At 44.5% G+C, this 20051-nt stretch carries 15 protein-coding genes; 6 read left to right on the forward strand and 9 right to left on the reverse strand.

What is annotated here, in order from left to right; all coding sequences use genetic code 11:
• Positions 1-1740 carry a PTS fructose transporter subunit IIBC gene (fruA, locus tag R7P72_RS00885; protein WP_005376409.1) on the forward strand — a complete coding sequence of 580 codons (1740 nt, stop codon included), beginning with the start codon at positions 1-3 and terminating at the stop codon, positions 1738-1740.
• Between the two features lie 82 nt (positions 1741-1822).
• Here fruA and R7P72_RS00890 read toward each other — a convergent pair whose 3' ends face one another.
• The 4 genes from R7P72_RS00890 to R7P72_RS00905 all read right to left on the reverse strand — a co-directional run bounded on the left by R7P72_RS00890 (position 1823) and on the right by R7P72_RS00905 (position 7902).
• Positions 1823-2533, reverse strand: coding sequence for a hypothetical protein (locus tag R7P72_RS00890; RefSeq protein ID WP_005376411.1), 711 nt, complete (start codon positions 2531-2533; stop codon positions 1823-1825).
• Between the two features lie 175 nt (positions 2534-2708).
• A complete protein-coding gene (locus tag R7P72_RS00895; RefSeq protein ID WP_005376413.1) occupies positions 2709-5768 on the reverse strand; it encodes an efflux RND transporter permease subunit in 3060 nt (1019 codons plus the stop codon).
• Positions 5768-6829 (reverse strand): efflux RND transporter periplasmic adaptor subunit, encoded by a 1062-nt coding sequence (locus R7P72_RS00900; RefSeq protein WP_005376420.1) that lies wholly within the window; start codon positions 6827-6829, stop codon positions 5768-5770. The genes R7P72_RS00895 and R7P72_RS00900 overlap by 1 nt, the downstream gene beginning before the upstream one ends.
• Positions 6829-7902 carry an efflux RND transporter periplasmic adaptor subunit gene (locus tag R7P72_RS00905; protein ID WP_031778922.1) on the reverse strand — a complete coding sequence of 358 codons (1074 nt, stop codon included), beginning with the start codon at positions 7900-7902 and terminating at the stop codon, positions 6829-6831. The genes R7P72_RS00900 and R7P72_RS00905 overlap by 1 nt, the downstream gene beginning before the upstream one ends.
• Positions 7903-8062: 160 nt before the next feature.
• On the opposite strand from R7P72_RS00905, the gene vdeR reads away from it, so the two are divergent.
• Positions 8063-8791: an efflux transporter transcriptional repressor VdeR gene (gene vdeR / locus R7P72_RS00910; RefSeq protein WP_005376423.1), complete on the forward strand. Its 729-nt coding sequence runs from the start codon at positions 8063-8065 to the stop codon at positions 8789-8791.
• Positions 8792-8862: 71 nt separating this feature from the next.
• Here vdeR and gcvT read toward each other — a convergent pair whose 3' ends face one another.
• Both gcvT and R7P72_RS00920 read right to left on the reverse strand, forming a co-directional pair.
• Positions 8863-9981, reverse strand: a complete 1119-nt coding sequence (gene gcvT, locus R7P72_RS00915) for a glycine cleavage system aminomethyltransferase GcvT (RefSeq protein WP_017820967.1) — start codon at positions 9979-9981, stop codon at positions 8863-8865.
• 260 nt (positions 9982-10241) lie between these two features.
• Positions 10242-10865, reverse strand: a complete 624-nt coding sequence (locus tag R7P72_RS00920; RefSeq protein ID WP_005376429.1) for a helix-turn-helix domain-containing protein — start codon at positions 10863-10865, stop codon at positions 10242-10244.
• 379 nt (positions 10866-11244) lie between these two features.
• Here R7P72_RS00920 and R7P72_RS00925 point away from each other — a divergent pair, with 379 nt between their 5' ends.
• The 3 genes from R7P72_RS00925 (at position 11245) to gcvP (ending at position 15965) form a co-directional block, all read left to right on the forward strand.
• Entirely contained in the window at positions 11245-12540 is a 1296-nt protein-coding gene (locus tag R7P72_RS00925; RefSeq protein WP_005376430.1) for a serine hydroxymethyltransferase, read from the forward strand.
• A 53-nt stretch (positions 12541-12593) separates the two neighbouring features.
• Positions 12594-12974, forward strand: coding sequence for a glycine cleavage system protein GcvH (gcvH, locus tag R7P72_RS00930; RefSeq protein ID WP_005376432.1), 381 nt, complete (start codon positions 12594-12596; stop codon positions 12972-12974).
• Between the two features lie 126 nt (positions 12975-13100).
• Entirely contained in the window at positions 13101-15965 is a 2865-nt protein-coding gene (gene gcvP / locus R7P72_RS00935) for an aminomethyl-transferring glycine dehydrogenase (RefSeq protein WP_017820968.1), read from the forward strand.
• 239 nt (positions 15966-16204) lie between these two features.
• Here gcvP and R7P72_RS00940 read toward each other — a convergent pair whose 3' ends face one another.
• The 3 genes from R7P72_RS00940 to R7P72_RS00950 all read right to left on the reverse strand — a co-directional run bounded on the left by R7P72_RS00940 (position 16205) and on the right by R7P72_RS00950 (position 18856).
• The gene (locus R7P72_RS00940; protein ID WP_005388788.1) at positions 16205-16606 is read right to left on the reverse strand and encodes a VOC family protein; all 402 of its coding nucleotides are present in this window, start codon (positions 16604-16606) and stop codon (positions 16205-16207) included.
• A gap of 250 nt (positions 16607-16856) precedes the next feature.
• The gene (locus R7P72_RS00945; protein WP_225452537.1) at positions 16857-17684 is read right to left on the reverse strand and encodes an MBL fold metallo-hydrolase; all 828 of its coding nucleotides are present in this window, start codon (positions 17682-17684) and stop codon (positions 16857-16859) included.
• Positions 17685-17950: 266 nt separating this feature from the next.
• On the reverse strand, positions 17951-18856 hold the full coding sequence (locus tag R7P72_RS00950; RefSeq protein ID WP_054730378.1) for a LysR family transcriptional regulator: 906 nt from the start codon (positions 18854-18856) through the stop codon (positions 17951-17953).
• A 93-nt stretch (positions 18857-18949) separates the two neighbouring features.
• Here R7P72_RS00950 and R7P72_RS00955 point away from each other — a divergent pair, with 93 nt between their 5' ends.
• A complete protein-coding gene (locus R7P72_RS00955; RefSeq protein WP_047104114.1) occupies positions 18950-19861 on the forward strand; it encodes a DMT family transporter in 912 nt (303 codons plus the stop codon).
• The last annotated feature ends 190 nt before the right edge of the window (positions 19862-20051 follow it).

Raw genomic sequence — 20051 nt, forward strand, 5'->3', positions numbered from 1 at the left:
ATGAATATTGCCATTATTACTGCCTGTCCGAGCGGTGTAGCAAATAGCATCCTTGCGGCAGGATTACTAGAACAAGCCGCCGCAAAATTAAACTGGAATGCCAAAATAGAATGTCAATCAAGTGTGGTTGAACCAACACTATTGACGGAAGCTGACGTTGAACAAGCCGAAGTCATTGTCATTGCGGCAAATACTAGCGTCGACACTTCTCGTTTTGTAGGAAAAAAGGTTTACCAAGCGGAAATTAGCGAAGTAGCAAAAGACGCAACTGCGTTTCTCCAGCAAGCGGTTGAAAACGCCACTTTACTTGAAAAAGCAACCACACTTGCAGCCCCTATCACTACAGATACAACATCAGCATCAAAGAAGATTGTTGCAATCACGGCATGCCCTACTGGCGTTGCGCATACCTTTATGGCGGCAGAAGCTTTAGAAGAAGAAGGCAAGCGTCGTGGCCATCAAATCAAGGTGGAAACTCGTGGTTCAGTTGGCGCTAAAAACCAACTGACTGAGCAAGAAATTGCAGACGCCGATCTGGTGATCATTGCTGCGGATATTGAAGTGCCACTTGATCGCTTTAACGGCAAAAAGATGTACCGCACGAAAACAGGTCCAGCTCTGAAGAAAACAGCCGAAGAGATGGACAAAGCATTCGAGCAAGCCACGGTGTATCAACATTCTGGTTCAGCTAACTCTTCATCTTCCACCGAAGAGAAAAAAGGCGCTTACAAACACCTAATGACGGGTGTTTCGCACATGCTTCCTGTCGTCGTTGCAGGTGGTTTGATCATCGCTCTATCTTTCGTGTTCGGTATTGAAGCATTTAAAGAAGAAGGCACACTAGCAGCAGCCTTGATGAACATTGGTGGTGGCTCTGCATTCGCATTGATGATTCCTGTACTTGCTGGTTACATCGCGTTCTCAATTGCTGACCGTCCGGGTCTGGCTCCTGGTCTTGTTGGCGGTATGCTAGCAAGTTCAACGGGTGCTGGTTTCCTAGGTGGTATCGCAGCTGGCTTCATTGCCGGTTATGCAGCGAAGCTCCTTGCGGACAAAGTAAAACTCCCACAATCGATGGAAGCGCTTAAACCAATTCTGATCATTCCATTTGTAGCAACATTGTTCACTGGCCTTGTCATGATCTACATCGTAGGCGGCCCAGTTTCAGGCATCATGAACGGCCTGACTGACTTCCTAAACAACATGGGTTCTGACAGTGCAGTACTACTGGGTATTATCCTTGGCGCAATGATGTGCTTCGACCTAGGAGGCCCGGTAAACAAAGCCGCTTACGCATTTGGTGTTGGCCTTCTGGCTTCACAAACTTACGCACCAATGGCGGCAATCATGGCCGCAGGTATGGTTCCTGCGCTAGGTATGGGTTTAGCGACCTTCATTGCGAAGAACAAATTTGAACAAAATGAACGTGAGGCTGGTAAAGCATCATTTGTCTTGGGCCTGTGTTTCATCTCTGAAGGCGCAATTCCATTTGCTGCGAAAGATCCAATGCGCGTGATTCCATCTTGTATGGCAGGTGGCGCGCTTACTGGTGCCCTATCGATGCTATTCGGTGCGAAATTAATGGCACCACACGGCGGTCTATTCGTGCTGCTAATTCCTAACGCAATTTCACCAGTATTAATGTATTTAGTGGCTATTGCAGCGGGTACAGCGGTAACTGGCTTTACTTACGCATTCTTAAAAAGCAAAGCAGAAGCGAAGCAAGAAGTCGCAGCTTAATTAGAGCGACTCCGGTTAACAATGCCACCCTCGAATTTGGCATTTAGCACCTCCCTTTAATTCCGGTTAAGGGAGGTGTTTTTTATTCCGCAGCCGGAACGGCTACAATGTCTACTTCCCCACTGCTCATATCCACCGTTGCTTGATAAGCGCTATGCGGATCACCGTAGTGCTTGAAGGTAAAGTGGTAAACGTTAGCTGGCGTCCACAAGGTTTTTGACTCTGCGGGCAGAATGTCATAGCCGTCTTGCTGATAAAGCTCTGTCGCCATTACATTTGCGATTGCCGCCTGCTGGTTAGCGTCTCGATCCACCTTTGGCTCTAGTGACGGGTTACTTGGATAAGACTCACCGTTGTAACTCATGAGTCGATATGAGCCATTACTCCAAACGATAAAGTCCTGCCAACCATTACTGTAACTGTCGGCTAGTACAATAGGCGTGCGAGTTACCGACATTCGATTAATAACGTTTCCCTCATTATCAAACATATATGCAGAGCAGCCACCACTACCACAGAAATAGCGATCTTGAAGCAACACTATGTGTTCTGCCTTGCCGTCGCTGTTTAGGTCGGCGCTACCCGATAGATAACGTAGATTGTCTTGCTCGAGCGACAGCCCTTCAGGGGCTAAAACCTTACTATCAATCCAACTGGAAATGACTTCAGCACTAACACTGTTGACTTTAGGGGCAGGTTGTTTGGTTTCTGTCGGCATGCTATCCGTCGCGGTGCAGCCAACCAAGGTGAAAGAACCAACGAAGAAGAGTCCGTTTAATATGCGCTTATTCATGTAATCTCAATCTTTGATGTGTCGTTACATCAGTATACGCATGATTTGCATTGTAATCGTAAGAAAATCATTAAAATCAAGCAAATGAATGGTTTGGTATATATTAGTAAGATCAAAAAAGCCCCGAAGAAAACCTTCAGGGCTAGGCAGGAAGCTGGCAAATAGCCAGGAGTCCCTATGCAGTGGTCGGTTTTACCCTAAACAGAATTGCAAACATCACTGGCACCACTATCAGTGTCAGTACAGTAGCAAAACCAAGACCTGCCATAATCGTTATTGCCATCGAGCCAAAGAAGGCATCGAAGACCAGTGGAATCATCCCCAAGATAGTCGTTAGCGCAGCCATACTTACCGGACGAACGCGGCTTATCGCACTATCGACAATCGCCAGGTAAGGATCTTTACCTGACTCCAACTCAAGGTTAATTTGGTCAAGCAACACAATACCGTTTTTCAAAATCATGCCACTTAGGCTTAACAAACCAAGGAATGCTGTAAAACTGAACGGCATGTTCGTGGTAAGCAAACCAAAAGCAACGCCAATGATCGCTAACGGAACGGTGAACCAAATGACCAACGGCTTTTTGATTGAGTTAAACAGTAAAATAGTAATGATGAACATCAACAAGTAACCCATCGGCAATGAACCGAATAGGCCTTCTTGTGCATCTTTGGATGATTCGTACTCACCACCCCATGTGATTTCGTACCCTTCTGGAACATGCAATGCCATCACTTTAGGCTGTACACGAGCAAATAAGCTTGCTGCCGTGTCGTCACTCAACACATCATGGTCCGCGAGAACGGTTAACGTACGCTTACGGTCACGACGCTGAATTAGCGGCTCACTCCAATCCAGTTGAACGCCATCAATCACTTGATCAACCGGAATATACGTTTGCAACGAAGGACTCCAAATGGTCACGTTTTGTAGTGATTCAAAATCTACGCGTTCTTCTTCAGGAAGGCGTGTCATAATTGGCAACGTATGTGTACCATCACGCAAGTAACCTAAGGTGCTACCACCAAACGCCATTTGCAGTGTGCTTGAAAGATCTTCTTTCGAAATACCTAAGCGACGAGCTTTAGACTCATTGAAAACGGGTACAAGTTCCTTGGTGCGCTCTCGCCAATCGTGACGAATGTTTCGGGCACCAGGATCGGTATGAAGGATGTCTTCAACTTGCACCGCCAAGTCACGTAAAACTTGTGGATCAGGGCCAGTAATACGCGCTTCGATCTTAGACGCTGGTGATGGACCAAATTCCATCAATTTAAACTGGAACGTAGGCGCATCAAATGTTTTCGCCAGATTCTCATCTAACTTATGCAGTAAACCAAACATTTTCTCACGATCAGTCGCGCGAACTTGGAACTGAGCGTACGCTTCGTAACTTTTTTCTGGTTGATAGGTTAAAGCAAAACGCTGTAGGCCCTGCCCAATCGAAGCAGAAACAAAGTCAATATCATCTTGCTGACGAATGTAGCTTTCGACCTCTTCAGCTTTTTTGATCGTTTCACGGATGTCAGTACCCTCTGGCATCCACATATCCACGTAGAACATCGGCGTATTCGATGGTGGGAAGAACTGCTGTTTTACATTACCAAATGCCACGACAGCACCCACTAATAGCGCCACCATGCCAGCAACGGTAAGCCAGCGGAATCGCAATGCAAATTTCAGCGATGCCCCAAATACGACAAACAACCAGCCTTTATAAGGATCATCTTCGCTAGTACCTTGCTCTTTGTTTTCCTCTTTCAACAAAAGATCGGCAAGGAAAGGCGTCAGTGTAATAGCGGTAATCCAGCTTAAAAATAGTGAGAAACACAGCACCCAGAATAGAGAGCCCATGAACTCACCTGTCGCATCTTGCGACAAGCCGATAGGTGCAAAAGCCGTAATTGCAATAACAGTCGCGCCCAGCAAAGGCCATTGTGTTTGCTTTACAATATCGACAGCCGCTTGAACTTTGGTACGCCCTTTCTTTAGGCCAACCAATATGCCTTCCACGACAACAATCGCGTTATCAACCAGCATACCTAAGGCAATAATTAACGCGCCAAGAGAAATACGATGCAGTTCGATGTTGTTGTAATTCATCAAAATGAAGGTACCAAATACCGTCAATAACAACACAACTCCAATGATGACACCACTGCGTAAACCCATAGTAAACAGCAACACAATGATTACGATCGCCACTGCCTCCGCTAGACTAATTACAAACGCTTTAACAGATTCATCCACCTCATTGGCTTGGTTGTAAAAGTAGTTCATATCGATGCCAGCAGGCTTGATAGACTCAAGGCTCGCGAGCTCCGCATCCAAACGTTCACCAACCTCAACCACGTTCACACCCGATGCAAACGAGATACCGATATTAATCGCTTTTTGACCGTTAAAGAGTACGACGTTGCCTGGCTTCTCTTGAATACCGCGAGAAATCGTTGCTACGTCTTTTAGACGAATTAGATTTCCTGTGTCACGGCCATGAATGATCAGATTTTCTAGTGCTTCTACAGTGTTTAAGGTGCCGCTTGGGCGAATAACAAGGCTTTCGCCATTGACCATCACTTCCCCTGCTGAAACCACATTGTTTTGCTGGTTCAACAAGCTCGAAACCACATTCATGTCTAAGTTCAGTGCAGCAAGGCGATCAAGTGAGATCTCAACGAATAGCATTTCTTGCTGATCGCCCGTGATGTCTACCTTACCAACACCATCAACAAGCTCGATTTCACGGGTCAGGTAATCCGCATAACGTTTCAGCTCTACATAGTCGTAATCGTCACCAGTGAGCATTAACATCACGCCATAAACGTCACCGAAATCATCAATGATCTGTAAAGACTGAACACCTTGAGGCAATGATGGTCGTAAATCATTAATTTTACGGCGCATTTCATCCCAAATTTGCGGCAGTTCATCAGGACCATAGTCCATTTCCATGCTCACCGTTATTTGAGACATACCATTAGAAGACGTAGAGGTAATTTTGTCGATATAAGGGAGTTTTCGAATCTCTTTTTCTAGAGGATACGTCAGCTCTTCTTCAACTTCTTTTGACGTCGCGCCAGGGTATGTTGAGATGATCATGGCATCTTTGATCGTAAATGCCGGGTCTTCTAATCGTCCAAGCTCCAAAAATGACGTTAAACCACCAACAGCAAGGATAATAATGAACAACCAGCTGATGACTTTGTTTTTTATTGAATACTCAGCAATGTTCATTATTGGTTATTCTCCACAACATCCACATGTTTACCTTCGCGTAATTTACGCAGATTTGAATTAATCAGAATATCGCCCTGGCTAACACCTGACGACACAATGGCTCCATTGCCATTCACTTGAGAAATCATGACAGGCACTCGTGTGACAATGTCACCTTCTTTTTTCCACACAAAGAACTCATTCCCTTCACTGCCTGCTTGAAGCGCCGTGACAGGAACACTGTAACCATCAATAGAGGTAATGCCCGCCTTCACCATATCGACCAAAACGCTTACGCTGGTTCCCGGCAATATCTCTGTTTTTGGCTGTGGCATCGTCAAGTACATTTCGTAGGTTTGAGTTTCAGCGTTGGGTTCACTTGTGTGCTCTAAATAGTCCAAAGCAAATCTGCCATCGATGCCGGAGAAGGTTGCTCTAGGCTTGTAGCTCATGCTGTCTGAGTTTGGGTCTACCATCGCTAAAACATTGTCGGAAAGCTCAATACGCACGTAAACCAAATCGTTTTGGTATAGGTTTAACACGGGTTCACCAATTGCCACACGCTCAAAACGTTCTTTGAAAACATCAGATACTTTACCGGCGAACGGGGCGAATAAACGGGTGTAATTCAATTGATTGGTCGCGTTATAGAAAGTAGCCTCAGCTAGCTCTTTATTGGCGGTTAGCTCATCAAGTTCCGCTTTTGAAATCATTTGACGTGCATGCAAGTCTTCACCGCGTTTAAGCTGACGAATTGCGAGTGTGTATTGTGCTTCTGCGTCATTCACGGCTTGCTTCTCTTTGCTATCATCTAGCTTTGCGATCATTTGCCCCTGCTTCACAACGTCACCCGCTTTAACCAATACGTGCTGAACTTCCCCAGCGCGGCGAAATGCCATTGGCGTTTGCTCTGCAGGCACTACTATGCCTTTGAACGCGCGATGTTGACTTTGTACTGGTGCATCCACCGAGATAGTCGACACAAAAAGTGGCTGCTCGACGATAGCTTGGTTTTCATTTTTGCACCCTGTTAAAACTGCAAGTGCAATCGCAGAGATCGTAAGTAGAGAACGTTTCATTAAATGCCTCCCTCACGAACCCAAGCTTTCACCACTTGTCCTTCAACCAGTCTCTCAACACCAGCAATAACAACGTAATCATTGTTATCAAGCCCGGCTTTCACACCACCTGCTGCGTCAAGTGACACAGTGACTTTATTGACCTGCTGCGTGCTTCTGTCCATTACCCAAACTTCACCTTGCGTCCCATTTTTGTTGACCCAAGCAGACTGAGGTAACGTCATCGCGTCCGATACATGTTGTTTAGCAATGTGTACCTGCCCAGTCATACCTGTCAGCAAATTGCGATCTTCTGGTCGAGTGATGGTCACGATCGCCTCATAACTATTGGTATCGATGTTTGGCTGCGTCGAAATTTCTTTAAATTGCCCAGGGATACGTTTTCCTGGCTCGCTATCCATCGTCACCCACATATCGGAGTTTTGCAGTGACTCAAGTGATACAGATTCCGCATAACTTACTGGCAAGGTGAAAGATACATCCAACGTCGTGTTATCAATGAGATTCAAGATCTCCTGCTTCTCTGCTACTACTTGAAACGGGTTGACATAGGTATATGACACAATGCCATCAAACGGTGCGTGAATTTTGGTATAGCTCAAATCGGTTTTAGCTTGTTCGTAGTTCGCCAATGCCGCTTTATATTGAGTTTCTTTCTGATCGTACTCATCAGTACTAATGAGTTTTTTTCCGTAAAGGTTTTTCGCGCGGTCCCATTGTGTTTTCGCTAACGCGTACTGCGCTTGAGCGGCATCTAACGCAAGCTGAAGATCTTTAGGGTCTAACGTTGCGAGCACTTCACCTTTTTGGACTTTTTGACCCATGCGTACACGTAATTCATCAACCTCTCCACCAACCTGAAAAGAAAGCTGCGCGCGATGTGTTGCATCAATACGCGCTAAAAAGGCGTGCGAGTCTTCAAGTTCTAGGTCTTTCACCGCCAGTAATTTTACAGGTTTGATTAAAGGTTCAGACGGCTCAGAAATGGCTTTATTACACCCAGTTAGCATCCCAGAAAGACTTAATGTCACCACTGCGCCAACTAAAGTGCGCCTTAAATATTGTTTTCGCACCCGCTTTCTCCGTAGGTTTTATATATTACACAGCCGTGCAGTATAAGCAGAATTTGAAATTGATCAACATATTTTCCAGGTGGATAGCAAATTAATTAGTCAAAGCGTTCGGTTTCTGGTAAAAGTAAGCGCGTGATTAATATTCGGGAAAATTCGAACTATGAATGAAAGAAAGCAGGGGCGTAGAAGTGCTGAAGCAGCAGAACAAACTAAGTGTCTGATCCTTAAAGTGGCAGCAGATATGTTTTGTGAACTTGGTTACGAGCGTGTCTCGCTGCGCAATATCAGTGAAAAGGCTGGTGTTTCACATAGTTTGATCCGTCACCACTTCGGCAGCAAAGAGAAAATCTGGCAAGCGGTTAGCGATGCAATGGACGAGTTCATGCAGTGCTATATGGCTGAACTCATCAATGAAATGCCGGAGAACACACCTTCGAATAGAAAAATTTATCTGTTTATGGTTCGCATGCTAGCATTTGCTCTCGTCAATCCTCATCCAGTACAGATGATCGCCGATGCCATTCGACAAGGCGATGACGGTGCTCTGCTGCAGTATTTCTTAAAGTCAAAAGATGAGTTCGCTGCGATATTTACCGGAATTTTCGAGCAGTACAACAGCGAAAACCCTAATGCACAATTTGATCAGTGGGAATCAAAGTGGCAAATGTTGATCTTCGCACATGGTGCTGTCAGTCTCGCGCCAATGATGCAAGAAACATGGCCGGATATTGCAGATAATCGCGAAAAACTGCTGATCAAGCATTGGGAATTGTTTAATACCATTATGGCCTCTCAATTTGGGATCCCAAAAGAAGAGATGATTCATCCGGAAAAGCTTGAAGATATCGTTATTGATATGTGCTGTACTATTGATGAAGCAGTAAACTAAAAGTAAACAAGCGAAAAGAAGACATAAAAAATGCCGAGCTACAAAGCTCGGCATTTTTGTTTCAATTCGTTTTAACCACGGTAGTAGCGTTGTGGTACGAACGGCATTTTTTCAACTGTCATTGGTAGCATTTTACCACGCACTTCAGCGAACACTTCAGTACCAATCGCCGCCAAATCCGCACGAACATAACCCATTGAGACTGGCTTACCTGCATTCGGACCCGCCGTACCGCTGGTTACAACGCCAATTTTAACGCCGTCAGCATCAAACAGTTCAACACCTTCACGCACTGGCGCTTTGGTTTGACCTACTAGACCCACACGCTTACGCGCCACATCTTTAGTCTCAATCTGCTTAAGAATAATGTCTGCGCCAGGGAAACCACCTTCACGTTCACCACCAATACGACGAACTTTTTGGATACCCCATAGCAAGCTCGCTTCAACAGGTGTTGTTGTTGTGTCTAGGTCATGACCGTATAGACAAAGGCCACACTCAAGACGAAGCGAATCACGAGCACCAAGGCCAATCCATTCAACTTCATCTTCAGCAGTCAGTTTACGTGCTAGCTCTTCCGCTTTGTCAGCAGGAACCGAGATTTCGTAACCGTCTTCGCCTGTATAACCACTACGAGAAACAATGCACTCGGCGCCTAAAATATCGACTTTACGAATATCCATGAACAGCATTTCAGAAACTTCTGGTGCAAAACGCGCCAATACAGCCGCCGCTTTAGGGCCTTGGATTGCAAGTAGAGCTCGGTCTTCGATAATTTCTAGCTCAACACCAGATGGTAAATGCGCTTGTAGGTGTGCGATATCTTGCGCTTTACATGCTGCGTTCACAACCACAAACAGATGATCGCCTAGGTTAGCCACCATCAAGTCGTCCATGATGCCGCCCTCTTCATTAGTGAAAAAAGCGTAACGCTGTTTACCCGACTCAAGATCCACAATATCCACTGGAACTAATGTTTCTAGGAACGCAGCTGCACCGTCACCAATTAGGCGAAGCTGTCCCATGTGAGAAACGTCAAACAGACCTGCCGCATCACGAGTATGTAAGTGTTCCTTCTTTACGCCTAGAGGATACTGAACAGGCATATCGTAACCCGCGAACGGGACCATTTTGGCACCAACTTCAACGTGAAGTGCGTGTAGTGGTGTTTTCAGTAGTTCTTGAGTCATTTTCGTCTCCATTTAGATAGACCCGAGAATGCTATCGGCATTCGATGTGTTTCCAATAATAAACATGGCTCATTCTATTTTGCACGAACAAGACGTAGATCGACTTGCAAAAGTGTGACTCTTAACATTTTAATCACAACAAATCGTACAAAAAAAGCGCTTTAATGAGCAAGTTCTCATCAAAAAAGCGCCTTTTCATCATAACGACCACCAACAGCAATCGTTTGCTTTCACTATAGGAAATTTACAAGTATTTATCACTATTTGGCTGTCACCCACAAAATGAGCGCATCTTCCTCGCTAACACTGGTCAACATATGTCCCATATTTGCATCGTAATAAACGCTGTCTCCCTCGCTTAAAACAACAGGTTCGTAAAACTCAGAATAGAACATGACCTCACCAGATAAGATAAGCAGAAATTCTTCGCCATCATGACGAACCCAGTCTTTATATTCATCAAAACTACGAGCTCGAATTTGGCTCTTAAACGGCATCATTTTCTTATTGGAAAGTTGTGTCGCGAGCAGTTCATGTTCATAAGTTTGTGTTGGGTGTGGTTTACCTTCATTCTTCTTGGTAACATCCCTACGCCCTGTCGCTACCTTTTTTCTAGGTGGCTCAAATAGTTGTGGCATGTCAATTTGTAAGCCAAGTGCCAATTTTTGCATCGCTTGAAACGTCGGGGAGATCTGCTCATTTTCTATTTTGCTCAGTGTAGATCGAGCAAGCCCGGTTCGCTGACTGGCCTCTTCTAATGTGATACCGAGTTTCGAGCGGATATCCTTAATACGCTGGCCCAGTTTTAACGGCTCGATATTTTGGTCATGTTGCTCTTTTGCCAACGTCATCGATGGGTATTCATCGTAAATACTTTCTGCCATAAATCCCTCTATAGATATCCATATTTTTTGTCTTACTCGCATTGTGCATGAAGCACATAGTGGATAGAAGTCCACCAAGTGAATTAAACCGTGCTCTTGTTAACAAATTTTGAAATCTTGTTTCCTATAGGAAATTTTTGGTTGATTGTTCCCGTCACAGGCGCTATGTTACCAACTTGTTAGATGTAGAGATGCATATTTCCGTAAGAGATTGGTAAAGGAAACACGCAATCCAACGGAGTTTTTGCCCAAATTTAGGGCCGGATGTTCACTCTGTTCTGCTACGCAGTTCAGCTGTTTTTGAGGACAAATGAACCACAACCGCAAATCATAACTCATCTATTGCGGGTTCATTTTCAGATTTGGAAGGTCAACTACCATGAATAAGAGTTACCCTAACCACAGCTTGGAAAACTTTTTCTCTACCAACCTCTCTGCGACAGATGATGCTGTCTTTGCTGGAATTCAAGCGGAATCCGCTCGCCAAAACGAACAAATCGAACTTATCGCTTCTGAGAACATTGTTTCTAAAGCGGTAATGCAAGCTCAAGGCACATGCCTAACAAACAAATACGCTGAAGGCTACCCAGGTCGTCGTTACTATGGTGGTTGTGAGCACGTAGATACAGTGGAAGCCATTGCTATCGAACGCGCAAAAAAACTTTTCAATTGTGAATACGCAAACGTTCAACCACACTCAGGCGCACAAGCAAACGGCGCAGTAAAACTAGCACTGCTTCAACCTGGTGACACCATTCTTGGTATGTCTTTAGACGCAGGTGGTCACCTGACGCACGGTGCACGCCCTGCACTTTCTGGTAAATGGTTTAATGCAGTTCAATACGGTGTTGATCGCGAAACACTGGAAATCAACTACGAAGATGTTCGTGAGCTAGCACTTGAGCACCAACCTAAAATGATCATCGCAGGTGGTAGCGCTATTCCACGTACTATCGACTTTGCAAAATTCCGTGAAATCGCAGACGAAGTAAATGCAATTCTTATGGTCGACATGGCACACATCGCCGGTCTTATCGCAACAGGCGCGCACCCTAGCCCACTGCCACACGCACACGTTGTTACGACTACAACACACAAAACATTGCGTGGCCCTCGCGGCGGTATGATTCTTACTAACCACGAAGACATCATTAAGAAAATCAACTCAGCCGTATTCCCTGGCCTACAAGGTGGCCCACTGATGCACGTTATCGCAGCCAAAGCGGTCGCATTTGGTGAAGCGCTTGGCCCTGAATTTAAAACTTATATTGATTCGGTGATCAATAACGCAAAAGTCCTAGCGGAAGTATTGCAAACTCGCGGTTGCGACATCGTAACTGGTGGCACAGACACGCACCTAATGCTGGTTGACCTTCGTCCGAAAGGGTTGAAAGGCAATAAAGCAGAAGAAGCTCTAGAGCGTGCTGGGATCACATGTAACAAAAATGGCATCCCATTCGATACAGAGAAGCCTATGATTACATCGGGCATCCGTTTAGGAACGCCTGCGGGTACAAGCCGCGGCTTTGGCGCTGAAGAATTCAAACTCATCGGTAATTGGATTGGTGACGTACTGGACGGTTTAGTGAACAACCCTGAAGGTGACGCAGAAGTTGAAAAACGCGTTCGCAAAGAAGTAAAAGAACTTTGCAGTCGCTTTCCTCTATACCAGTAAACGATTTTTTTAAAATCATAATAATTCCTGACAAGTTATTCGGAGATTAAGCAATGGACAAAACACTGAAGTTTGCAGATAGCCACGAGTGGGTACGTGACAACGGTGACGGCACAGTAACAATTGGTATTTCTGAGCATGCACAAGAAATGCTAGGTGACGTGGTATTCGTTGACCTACCAGACGTAGAAGACGAAGTTGAAGCAGGTGAAAGCTTCTCTCTCGTTGAATCTGTAAAAGCAGCGTCAGACATCTACGCACCAATCACTGGTGAAATCGTAGAAATCAATGAAGAACTAGAAGACAGCCCAGAGCTAATTAACGAAGAGCCGTACGAAGGTGGCTGGATCGTAAAAGTGAAGATGTCTGATGTATCTGAACTAGATAACCTGAAAGACGCAGACGAATACCTAAACTCTATCGAAGAAGAGTAATTAGGATGTGACGAAAGCTGTTCCCTAGCCTGTTTAGAGAACAGCTTTTTTTCTAGGTTCGGACGTATAATTTAATTTATCAGTAACGCAAATCCGTTACCCGAACCAAGGAGTAGGTAAAGGACAATGACTGAATTACTTCAAAGCCTCAGCACACAAAACGAGTTCGTTGCTCGCCACAATGGACCAAACAAATCTGACCAACAGAAAATGTTGGAAGCGATCAACGCAGTTAGCCTAGATTCGCTTATCGACGAAACCGTACCAGCACAAATTCGCCTAGAGCAACCAATGAGCTTGGCAGAAGCGAAAAGCGAAGCAGACATGCTGGCAGCAATGCGTAAGTTCGCCGATCAGAACCAAGTTAAACGTACATTCATTGGTCAGGGTTACTACAACACCTTCACGCCGAACGTGATTCTACGCAACGTGATGGAAAACCCGGGCTGGTACACTGCTTACACCCCTTACCAACCAGAAATCTCACAAGGTCGTTTAGAAGCACTTCTAAACTACCAACAAATGGTGATGGATCTTACTGGTATGGAAATCGCGAACGCGTCATTGCTCGATGAAGCAACGGCAGCAGCAGAAGCGATGACACTTTGTAAGCGTGCGGGTAAAAGCAAGAGCAACGTATTCTTCGTTGCTGACGACGTTCACCCACAAACCATCGAAGTAGTAAAAACTCGTGCGAAATTCATCGGCTTTGAAGTCTTGGTTGGTTCTTTAGAATCACTACCAGAGCAAGACGTGTTCGGCGCACTAGTTCAATACCCAAGTACAACAGGTGAAGTTCGTGACCTAACGGACATCATCGCTAAAGCGCAAGCAAACAAAACACTAGTGACTGTAGCAACGGACCTTCTTGCTTCTACCCTACTTAAACCTGCTGGTGAAATGGGCGCAGACGTAGCAATCGGTTCAGCACAACGTTTTGGCGTGCCGATGGGTTACGGCGGTCCACACGCTGCCTTCATGGCAACACGTGACAAGCACAAGCGTACTATGCCAGGTCGTGTTATCGGTGTTTCTATCGATACTAACGGCAACCAAGCACTGCGCATGGCAATGCAAACGCGTGAACAGCACATCCGTCGTGAAAAAGCGACATCAAACATCTGTACTGCTCAAGCACTGCTAGCGAACATGGCGTCTTTCTACGCGGTTTACCACGGCGCAGAAGGTCTACGCACGATTGCTCGTCGTACGCACCACATGACAGCCATCCTAGCCGCTGGCCTAACTAAAGGCGGCTTCGAGCTTGCTCACAACAGCTTCTTCGACACCATCACTATCAACACAGGTGCACAAACTGAAGACCTATACGCGAAAGCACTAGCCGCAGACATCAACCTACGTAAGTTGGGTACTCAGCTAGGTGTGAGCTTCGACGAAACCACAACCGTGGCAGATGTAGAAGCCCTATTCGCAGTATTCGGTGTGAAAGAAGAAGTCGCAGCACTATCAACTGAAATCGCAGGCAACGAGTTTGCAGCCATTCCAGAAGCATTGCGCCGCACAACAGAATATCTAACACACCCTGTGTTTAACACGCACCACAGCGAAACACAGATGATGCGTTACCTAAAACAGCTAGAGAACAAAGACTTCTCACTCACGCACGGCATGATCCCACTGGGCAGCTGTACGATGAAGCTGAACGCAGCAGCAGAGATGATCCCAGTTACTTGGCCTGAGTTTGGTTCGATCCACCCGTTCGCACCAGCAGAACAAGCAGCTGGTTACGCAGCACTCGCAAAAGACCTTAAAGAAAAGCTATGTGAAATCACTGGCTATGACGCATTCTCACTACAACCAAACTCTGGTGCATCGGGTGAGTACGCAGGCCTTATCGCGATTCAACGCTACCACGAAAGCCGTGGCGAAGGTCACCGCAACGTATGTTTGATCCCAAGCTCTGCGCACGGTACTAACCCTGCGACAGCATCTATGGTGTCAATGAAAGTGGTTGTGGTTAAGTGTGATGAAGAAGGCAACATCGACATCGACGACCTAGCAGCGAAAATCGAGAAACACAAAGACAACCTATCAAGCATTATGATCACTTACCCTTCTACGCACGGCGTTTACGAAGAGAAAGTGAAAGAAGTGTGTGAAATGGTTCATGCCGCTGGTGGTCAGGTTTACCTAGACGGCGCTAACATGAACGCGCAGGTTGGTCTAACATCACCAGGCTTCATCGGTTCAGACGTTTCTCACCTAAACCTACACAAAACCTTCTGCATCCCGCACGGTGGTGGCGGTCCGGGTATGGGTCCTATCGGTGTGAAATCTCACCTAGCTCCTTTCTTACCAGGGCATATTGAAGACGGTGTAGAAGGCGCAGATTTCGCAGTATCAGCAGCAGATATGGGTAGCGCTTCTATCCTGCCTATCTCTTGGGCTTACATCGCAATGATGGGCGAAGCTGGCCTAACAGATGCTACAAAAGTAGCAATTCTGAACGCAAACTACGTGATGGAAACACTTCGCCAACACTACCCTGTTCTTTACCGTGGCAAAAATGGCCGCGTAGCGCACGAATGTATTATCGACATTCGTCCGCTGAAAGAAGAAACAGGTATCAGCGAAGAAGACATCGCGAAGCGTCTAATGGACTACGGTTTCCACGCACCAACTATGTCGTTCCCTGTAGCGGGCACGCTAATGGTTGAGCCAACGGAATCGGAAGATCTAGAAGAGCTAGACCGCTTCTGTGATGCGATGATCGCTATCCGCGAAGAAATGGAGAAAGTGAAAAACGGTGAATGGCCACTGGATAACAACCCACTTGTTAACGCGCCACACACACAAGTTGATCTTTCAGCTGAAGATTGGGACCGCCCTTACTCTCGCGAGATTGGCTGCTTCCCGTCTAAAGCGACCAAATCTTGGAAGTACTGGCCAACGGTAAATCGCGTAGATAACGTATACGGTGACCGTAACCTAATCTGTTCATGCCCAAGCATCGATAACTACGAAGATTAATTTTTGTAGAATCTAAATAAACAAAGGCGAACCGATTGGTTCGCCTTTGTTTTTGGTGTGCCGCCGTAACATTTGTTGATACATCGAGAAGGAATGATGGCTAGTTATTGTTTGCACAAAAGTGATTTAGAAATACAGTGACTTCTGAGAACCTTTGAATTAGCACTAATATCTCAGAGCCTTAAAAGCTTGTTGGAAACTCCTCATGAACACTATGTTATGCAGGTGCTATGTAGTTTCTAGTTCAGTTGCAGTAAGTCCCATTTATTACCATAGAGATCTTGGAACACCACCACTGTCCCGTATTCTTCCACACGAGGCTCTTCATTAAATACAACACCATTTTTCTTCATCAACTCGTAGTCACGCCAAAAATCATTAGTTTGCAGAAACAGGAAAACACGGCCACCTGTTTGATTTCCTACTGCATGCGTTTGCTCCGGTGTACTCGCTTGAGCTAAAAGTAGGTTTGTACCATTGGAGTTTGGAGGAGAAACTTGAACCCAGCGTTTACCACCACCTAGGTTGGTATCTTCAACCAGAGTGAATTGAAGTTTTTGAGTATAGAATTCGATAGCATCGTCGTAATTTTCAACGACTAGAGCAATGTTTCCGATTTGCTGCTGAACAGTTTTGGCCATGATGATTTCCGCTGTGTCAAAACGCTAATTGTACGCTATTTTGAGACTTTTCTAGAAAGCACGTAACGCCTTGCAAATGTTTAAGGCACACAATACGAATGTTTACGCACAGCGCCTTTGCCACTAGAACCGACAAACAATACAGCTACCACAAGTGTCGAATCTTGATTGAGCAACTCATCAAAGCCTTAGCTATAACTCAAGAGCAAATCTCTAACCTAATAACGAAGGCTGCTCGTATACCACGGTATTATAGTTCTTCTAGTTTTCCCTTAGCTAAATCTTCTTGTTGCTTAAGGAACATGAAGAAGTTTGCCTCACTGATAAACGGGTTACCGCTTGTACCGAGCTTCTTCCTATTTTCAAAAAGGAAATTTTTATGTGGATGGTTCGAAAGGTTAACGTTCACAATAGGTGCCTGTAGTGAAATTTTTCGAATTTTCTCCATGCTAGTCAGGAACTGGCCAATAACTTCTGGATCATTGCTACTTACGCTATGCCCACCAACGATAAAAGCACGATATTGTTCGCCATTATCTTCAACAGTGAAGTCTAAGGAATAATCACCTTCCGTGTGGCCAGGTGTGAGATAGAACTTAAACTCATGTCCACCAATAGCCATAGAGCTATCGCTTTTTATCTCTATGTCTAAATTTGGAGGAAGGAACTTGTTCTCACCTTCGCTTTTGTTTGATTGCTGTATAGATAGTTCATGAGCGCTTTTGGTCATCACGACTTTGGAACCATACTTCTCTTGAAGTAACTGGGCGCCCCCAACGTGGTCAGAATGCCCATGAGTTACCAATATGTGCGTTATTGGCTTATCTTTTAGCCCTAGCTTCTCTAGGTTGATAGGTATCCACTCAGAGTAAGGGAAGTCAAGCGTATCAATGATAACGAGTCCGTCGTCTGTAGCAATGGCATATGATGAGACCCACTTGTCTCCTACATAATAGACATTATCAAACATCTGAAATGGTTCTACATAACCGTTCTTATCATTCATTGCTGGAACATATTGACTTAAGGAAGCAAAAGACGAAGCACTGAAAAGTAAACCTACAATAATTTTTTTCACGAAATCACACACAAATATATCCTTAATAATTTCTTATAGAACCTCGCGGATGAGAAAGCTCTAAACGATTTTCAGAGGCAAATACAACTGCAAATACTTTCTACTTAGCTTGAATTTTAGCTGACCGAATCACTTGTAAACTCGAATCCCATTAACTGCCTATGTATTCATGATTCTTTTAGAGGTTAAATAAATGAACTCAATTGAAGCAGAGTCATGAAGCTTCACTTGAGGTTACCGGCACAGCACAATGTGATAAACCTCTTTCAAGCAAACATTTGAATGCGATTTTTCCAATTTAAGACATGTTCAATAAATGCATCAACTCTTGCAGGCCTTTTATCGCGGTCTCGATACATAATGAATACTTCTTTACCCGAGCATTGCCATTCCGGCAACAAAGGCAGCAGGTTATGTTGATCATGATTTAGCTCATGAAAGTAATAGGTTGGAATCCACGCAATTCCTAAACCATGGATGACGGCGTCTCTAACTAGTAGTACATCATTTGAAGTGAATTGAAACTTTAGCGGATGATCAAATGTTTCATTGGTGATTTGATTAACTAATTTCCATTGGCTGTCGTTGTTTACCGTAATTAGGCGATGATGAACAAGTTGTTCTGGATGGGTAATCGGTTGGTGTTGTTCTAAATAGCTTCGTGATGCACAAAGCGCAAATGGAATCGACCATAATTTCTGAGCAATCCAGTCTTGTTCAATAAGATCACCAAGACGAAAACTAACATCGACACGGTTAGATACAAGATTGATTTTTTCATTCTGTACATCTAAATCGATACATATCTTCGGATGTTGCTCTGCAAATTCATAAACGCACCGCTTTAACCACATCTGTGTCATGTTAATTGGCGCTGATAGTTTTATCGTTCCGCTTAAAGACTGACGCTCAGTCGCAATTCTCGATGTCACATTATTTAAGCTAAGAAGTAATGGCTCACAGAGTTGATAATATTTTTCGCCATCAGTTGTTAACGCAAAGTGGTGTGCACTGCGGTTAAATAGTCTGCAATTTAAGTTTGTTTCCAGCCTTTTTAACTTCCGGCTTAGCGTGGCTAACGGGACATTAAGACGCTCAGATGCTTGTGTTAGGCTTTGATAACGAGCAACAGAAACGAATAACAAAAGGTCATCCAAAGAGTGACGTTCCATATTTGGGATTAACCCTCTTAAATTTGGCTATTAAAAATCAAATATGAAATATATAGCATTATCGCGTCAAGTTAATTTTTATCAGGAAGATCTATGTCTAAGCATTTATCAATTTGGTGCGGTGTTGTTGTCGCTATCTTTTTTTGGTCTAGTAATTTTAACGTAATAAAGGCTATTAATAGCGATGTCTCTCCTTTGGATTCAGCGACGTTACGGTTTTCCGTTGCAGCTTTAATACTCTTGTTGATAAGAGGTACTAAACGCTCTCCATATGGAGCCAAGCTCACACGAAAAAGTATGTTGTCGTTGTTTGTTATAGCAACCGTGGGTGTAACTATCCAAAACTTCTCTATTTTCTCTGCAATGAGCTTTACTACCCCAGTGAACGCAGCGGTTGTTCAGGCAAATCTACCACTTGTCACTATCTTGTTGTCGGGCTTTATTCTCAAAACTTCCATTTCGGTTAAAACTATTTTAGGTGCACTAATCAGTTTTTGTGGAGTGGTAATCGTCATTACAGGGGGAAATATTCATTCTATTAGCAGCAATAGTAATATTGGTGATCTATACATGTTATTTGCTTTAATTAGTGGGTGTTTATACACAATTCTAGCGAAGCGTTTAACATCTCATATCCCAGTAACTCAGCAGTTACGTTGGGTGTTAAGTATTGGTGCCATTCAAATGGTCGCTATAGCGATGTACCACGGCGACTTTAGCCGTAGCTTAAATGCCATAACATTTAAAGACCTATCACTAATAGCGTACATGAGCCTGTTTGGCACTTTGATCGCTTATTACTTTTGGATGAAAGGTGCTATCGTTCTTGGTCCAGATAAAATGTCTCCATTATTTAATATTATGCCGGTATTCACTCTACTGATTTCGTTCATTTCTGGTGAGCAGGCTCAATGGGAAAATGTTTTAGGCGTCTTTATCGTTGCGGCTGGCGTGTATATAGGTAACTCAGCACCTTTTGCTCGTTTACGGAAGGTGGTGGAGTAAAAATAGACGCCAACCTTAAGTCGCATTATTTAGAGCAATACTTTGTTAATTGGCATAAGTTTTCTTGGTTTCCAATAGGTACACTTTTCGCTTTCGTCGTTCACTCTTTTATCTAACTTTATTGAGTGCATGTCGAAAATCTTCAATCTTTTGCTAAGAGCGTTTTTTACTATGTAAAAAACAGAGGAGA

Origin of the sequence: Vibrio sp. Vb0888 (assembly GCF_033338835.1) — a bacterium.
Classification (GTDB): Bacteria; Pseudomonadota; Gammaproteobacteria; order Enterobacterales; family Vibrionaceae; genus Vibrio; species Vibrio alginolyticus.

What these genes read in the sequence shown, in the direction of transcription:
- gcvP (WP_017820968.1), top strand. Translation starts at nt 13,101, where the DNA reads ATGACTGAATTACTTCAAAGCCTCAGCACACAAAACGAGTTCGTTGCT.
- fruA (WP_005376409.1), top strand. Translation starts at nt 1, where the DNA reads ATGAATATTGCCATTATTACTGCCTGTCCGAGCGGTGTAGCAAATAGC.
- vdeR (WP_005376423.1), top strand. Translation starts at nt 8,063, where the DNA reads ATGAATGAAAGAAAGCAGGGGCGTAGAAGTGCTGAAGCAGCAGAACAA.
- R7P72_RS00940 (WP_005388788.1), bottom strand. Translation starts at nt 16,606, where the DNA reads ATGGCCAAAACTGTTCAGCAGCAAATCGGAAACATTGCTCTAGTCGTT.
- R7P72_RS00895 (WP_005376413.1), bottom strand. Translation starts at nt 5,768, where the DNA reads ATGAACATTGCTGAGTATTCAATAAAAAACAAAGTCATCAGCTGGTTG.
- R7P72_RS00920 (WP_005376429.1), bottom strand. Translation starts at nt 10,865, where the DNA reads ATGGCAGAAAGTATTTACGATGAATACCCATCGATGACGTTGGCAAAA.
- R7P72_RS00955 (WP_047104114.1), top strand. Translation starts at nt 18,950, where the DNA reads ATGTCTAAGCATTTATCAATTTGGTGCGGTGTTGTTGTCGCTATCTTT.
- gcvH (WP_005376432.1), top strand. Translation starts at nt 12,594, where the DNA reads ATGGACAAAACACTGAAGTTTGCAGATAGCCACGAGTGGGTACGTGAC.
- gcvT (WP_017820967.1), bottom strand. Translation starts at nt 9,981, where the DNA reads ATGACTCAAGAACTACTGAAAACACCACTACACGCACTTCACGTTGAA.
- R7P72_RS00950 (WP_054730378.1), bottom strand. Translation starts at nt 18,856, where the DNA reads ATGGAACGTCACTCTTTGGATGACCTTTTGTTATTCGTTTCTGTTGCT.
- R7P72_RS00890 (WP_005376411.1), bottom strand. Translation starts at nt 2,533, where the DNA reads ATGAATAAGCGCATATTAAACGGACTCTTCTTCGTTGGTTCTTTCACC.
- R7P72_RS00900 (WP_005376420.1), bottom strand. Translation starts at nt 6,829, where the DNA reads ATGAAACGTTCTCTACTTACGATCTCTGCGATTGCACTTGCAGTTTTA.
- R7P72_RS00925 (WP_005376430.1), top strand. Translation starts at nt 11,245, where the DNA reads ATGAATAAGAGTTACCCTAACCACAGCTTGGAAAACTTTTTCTCTACC.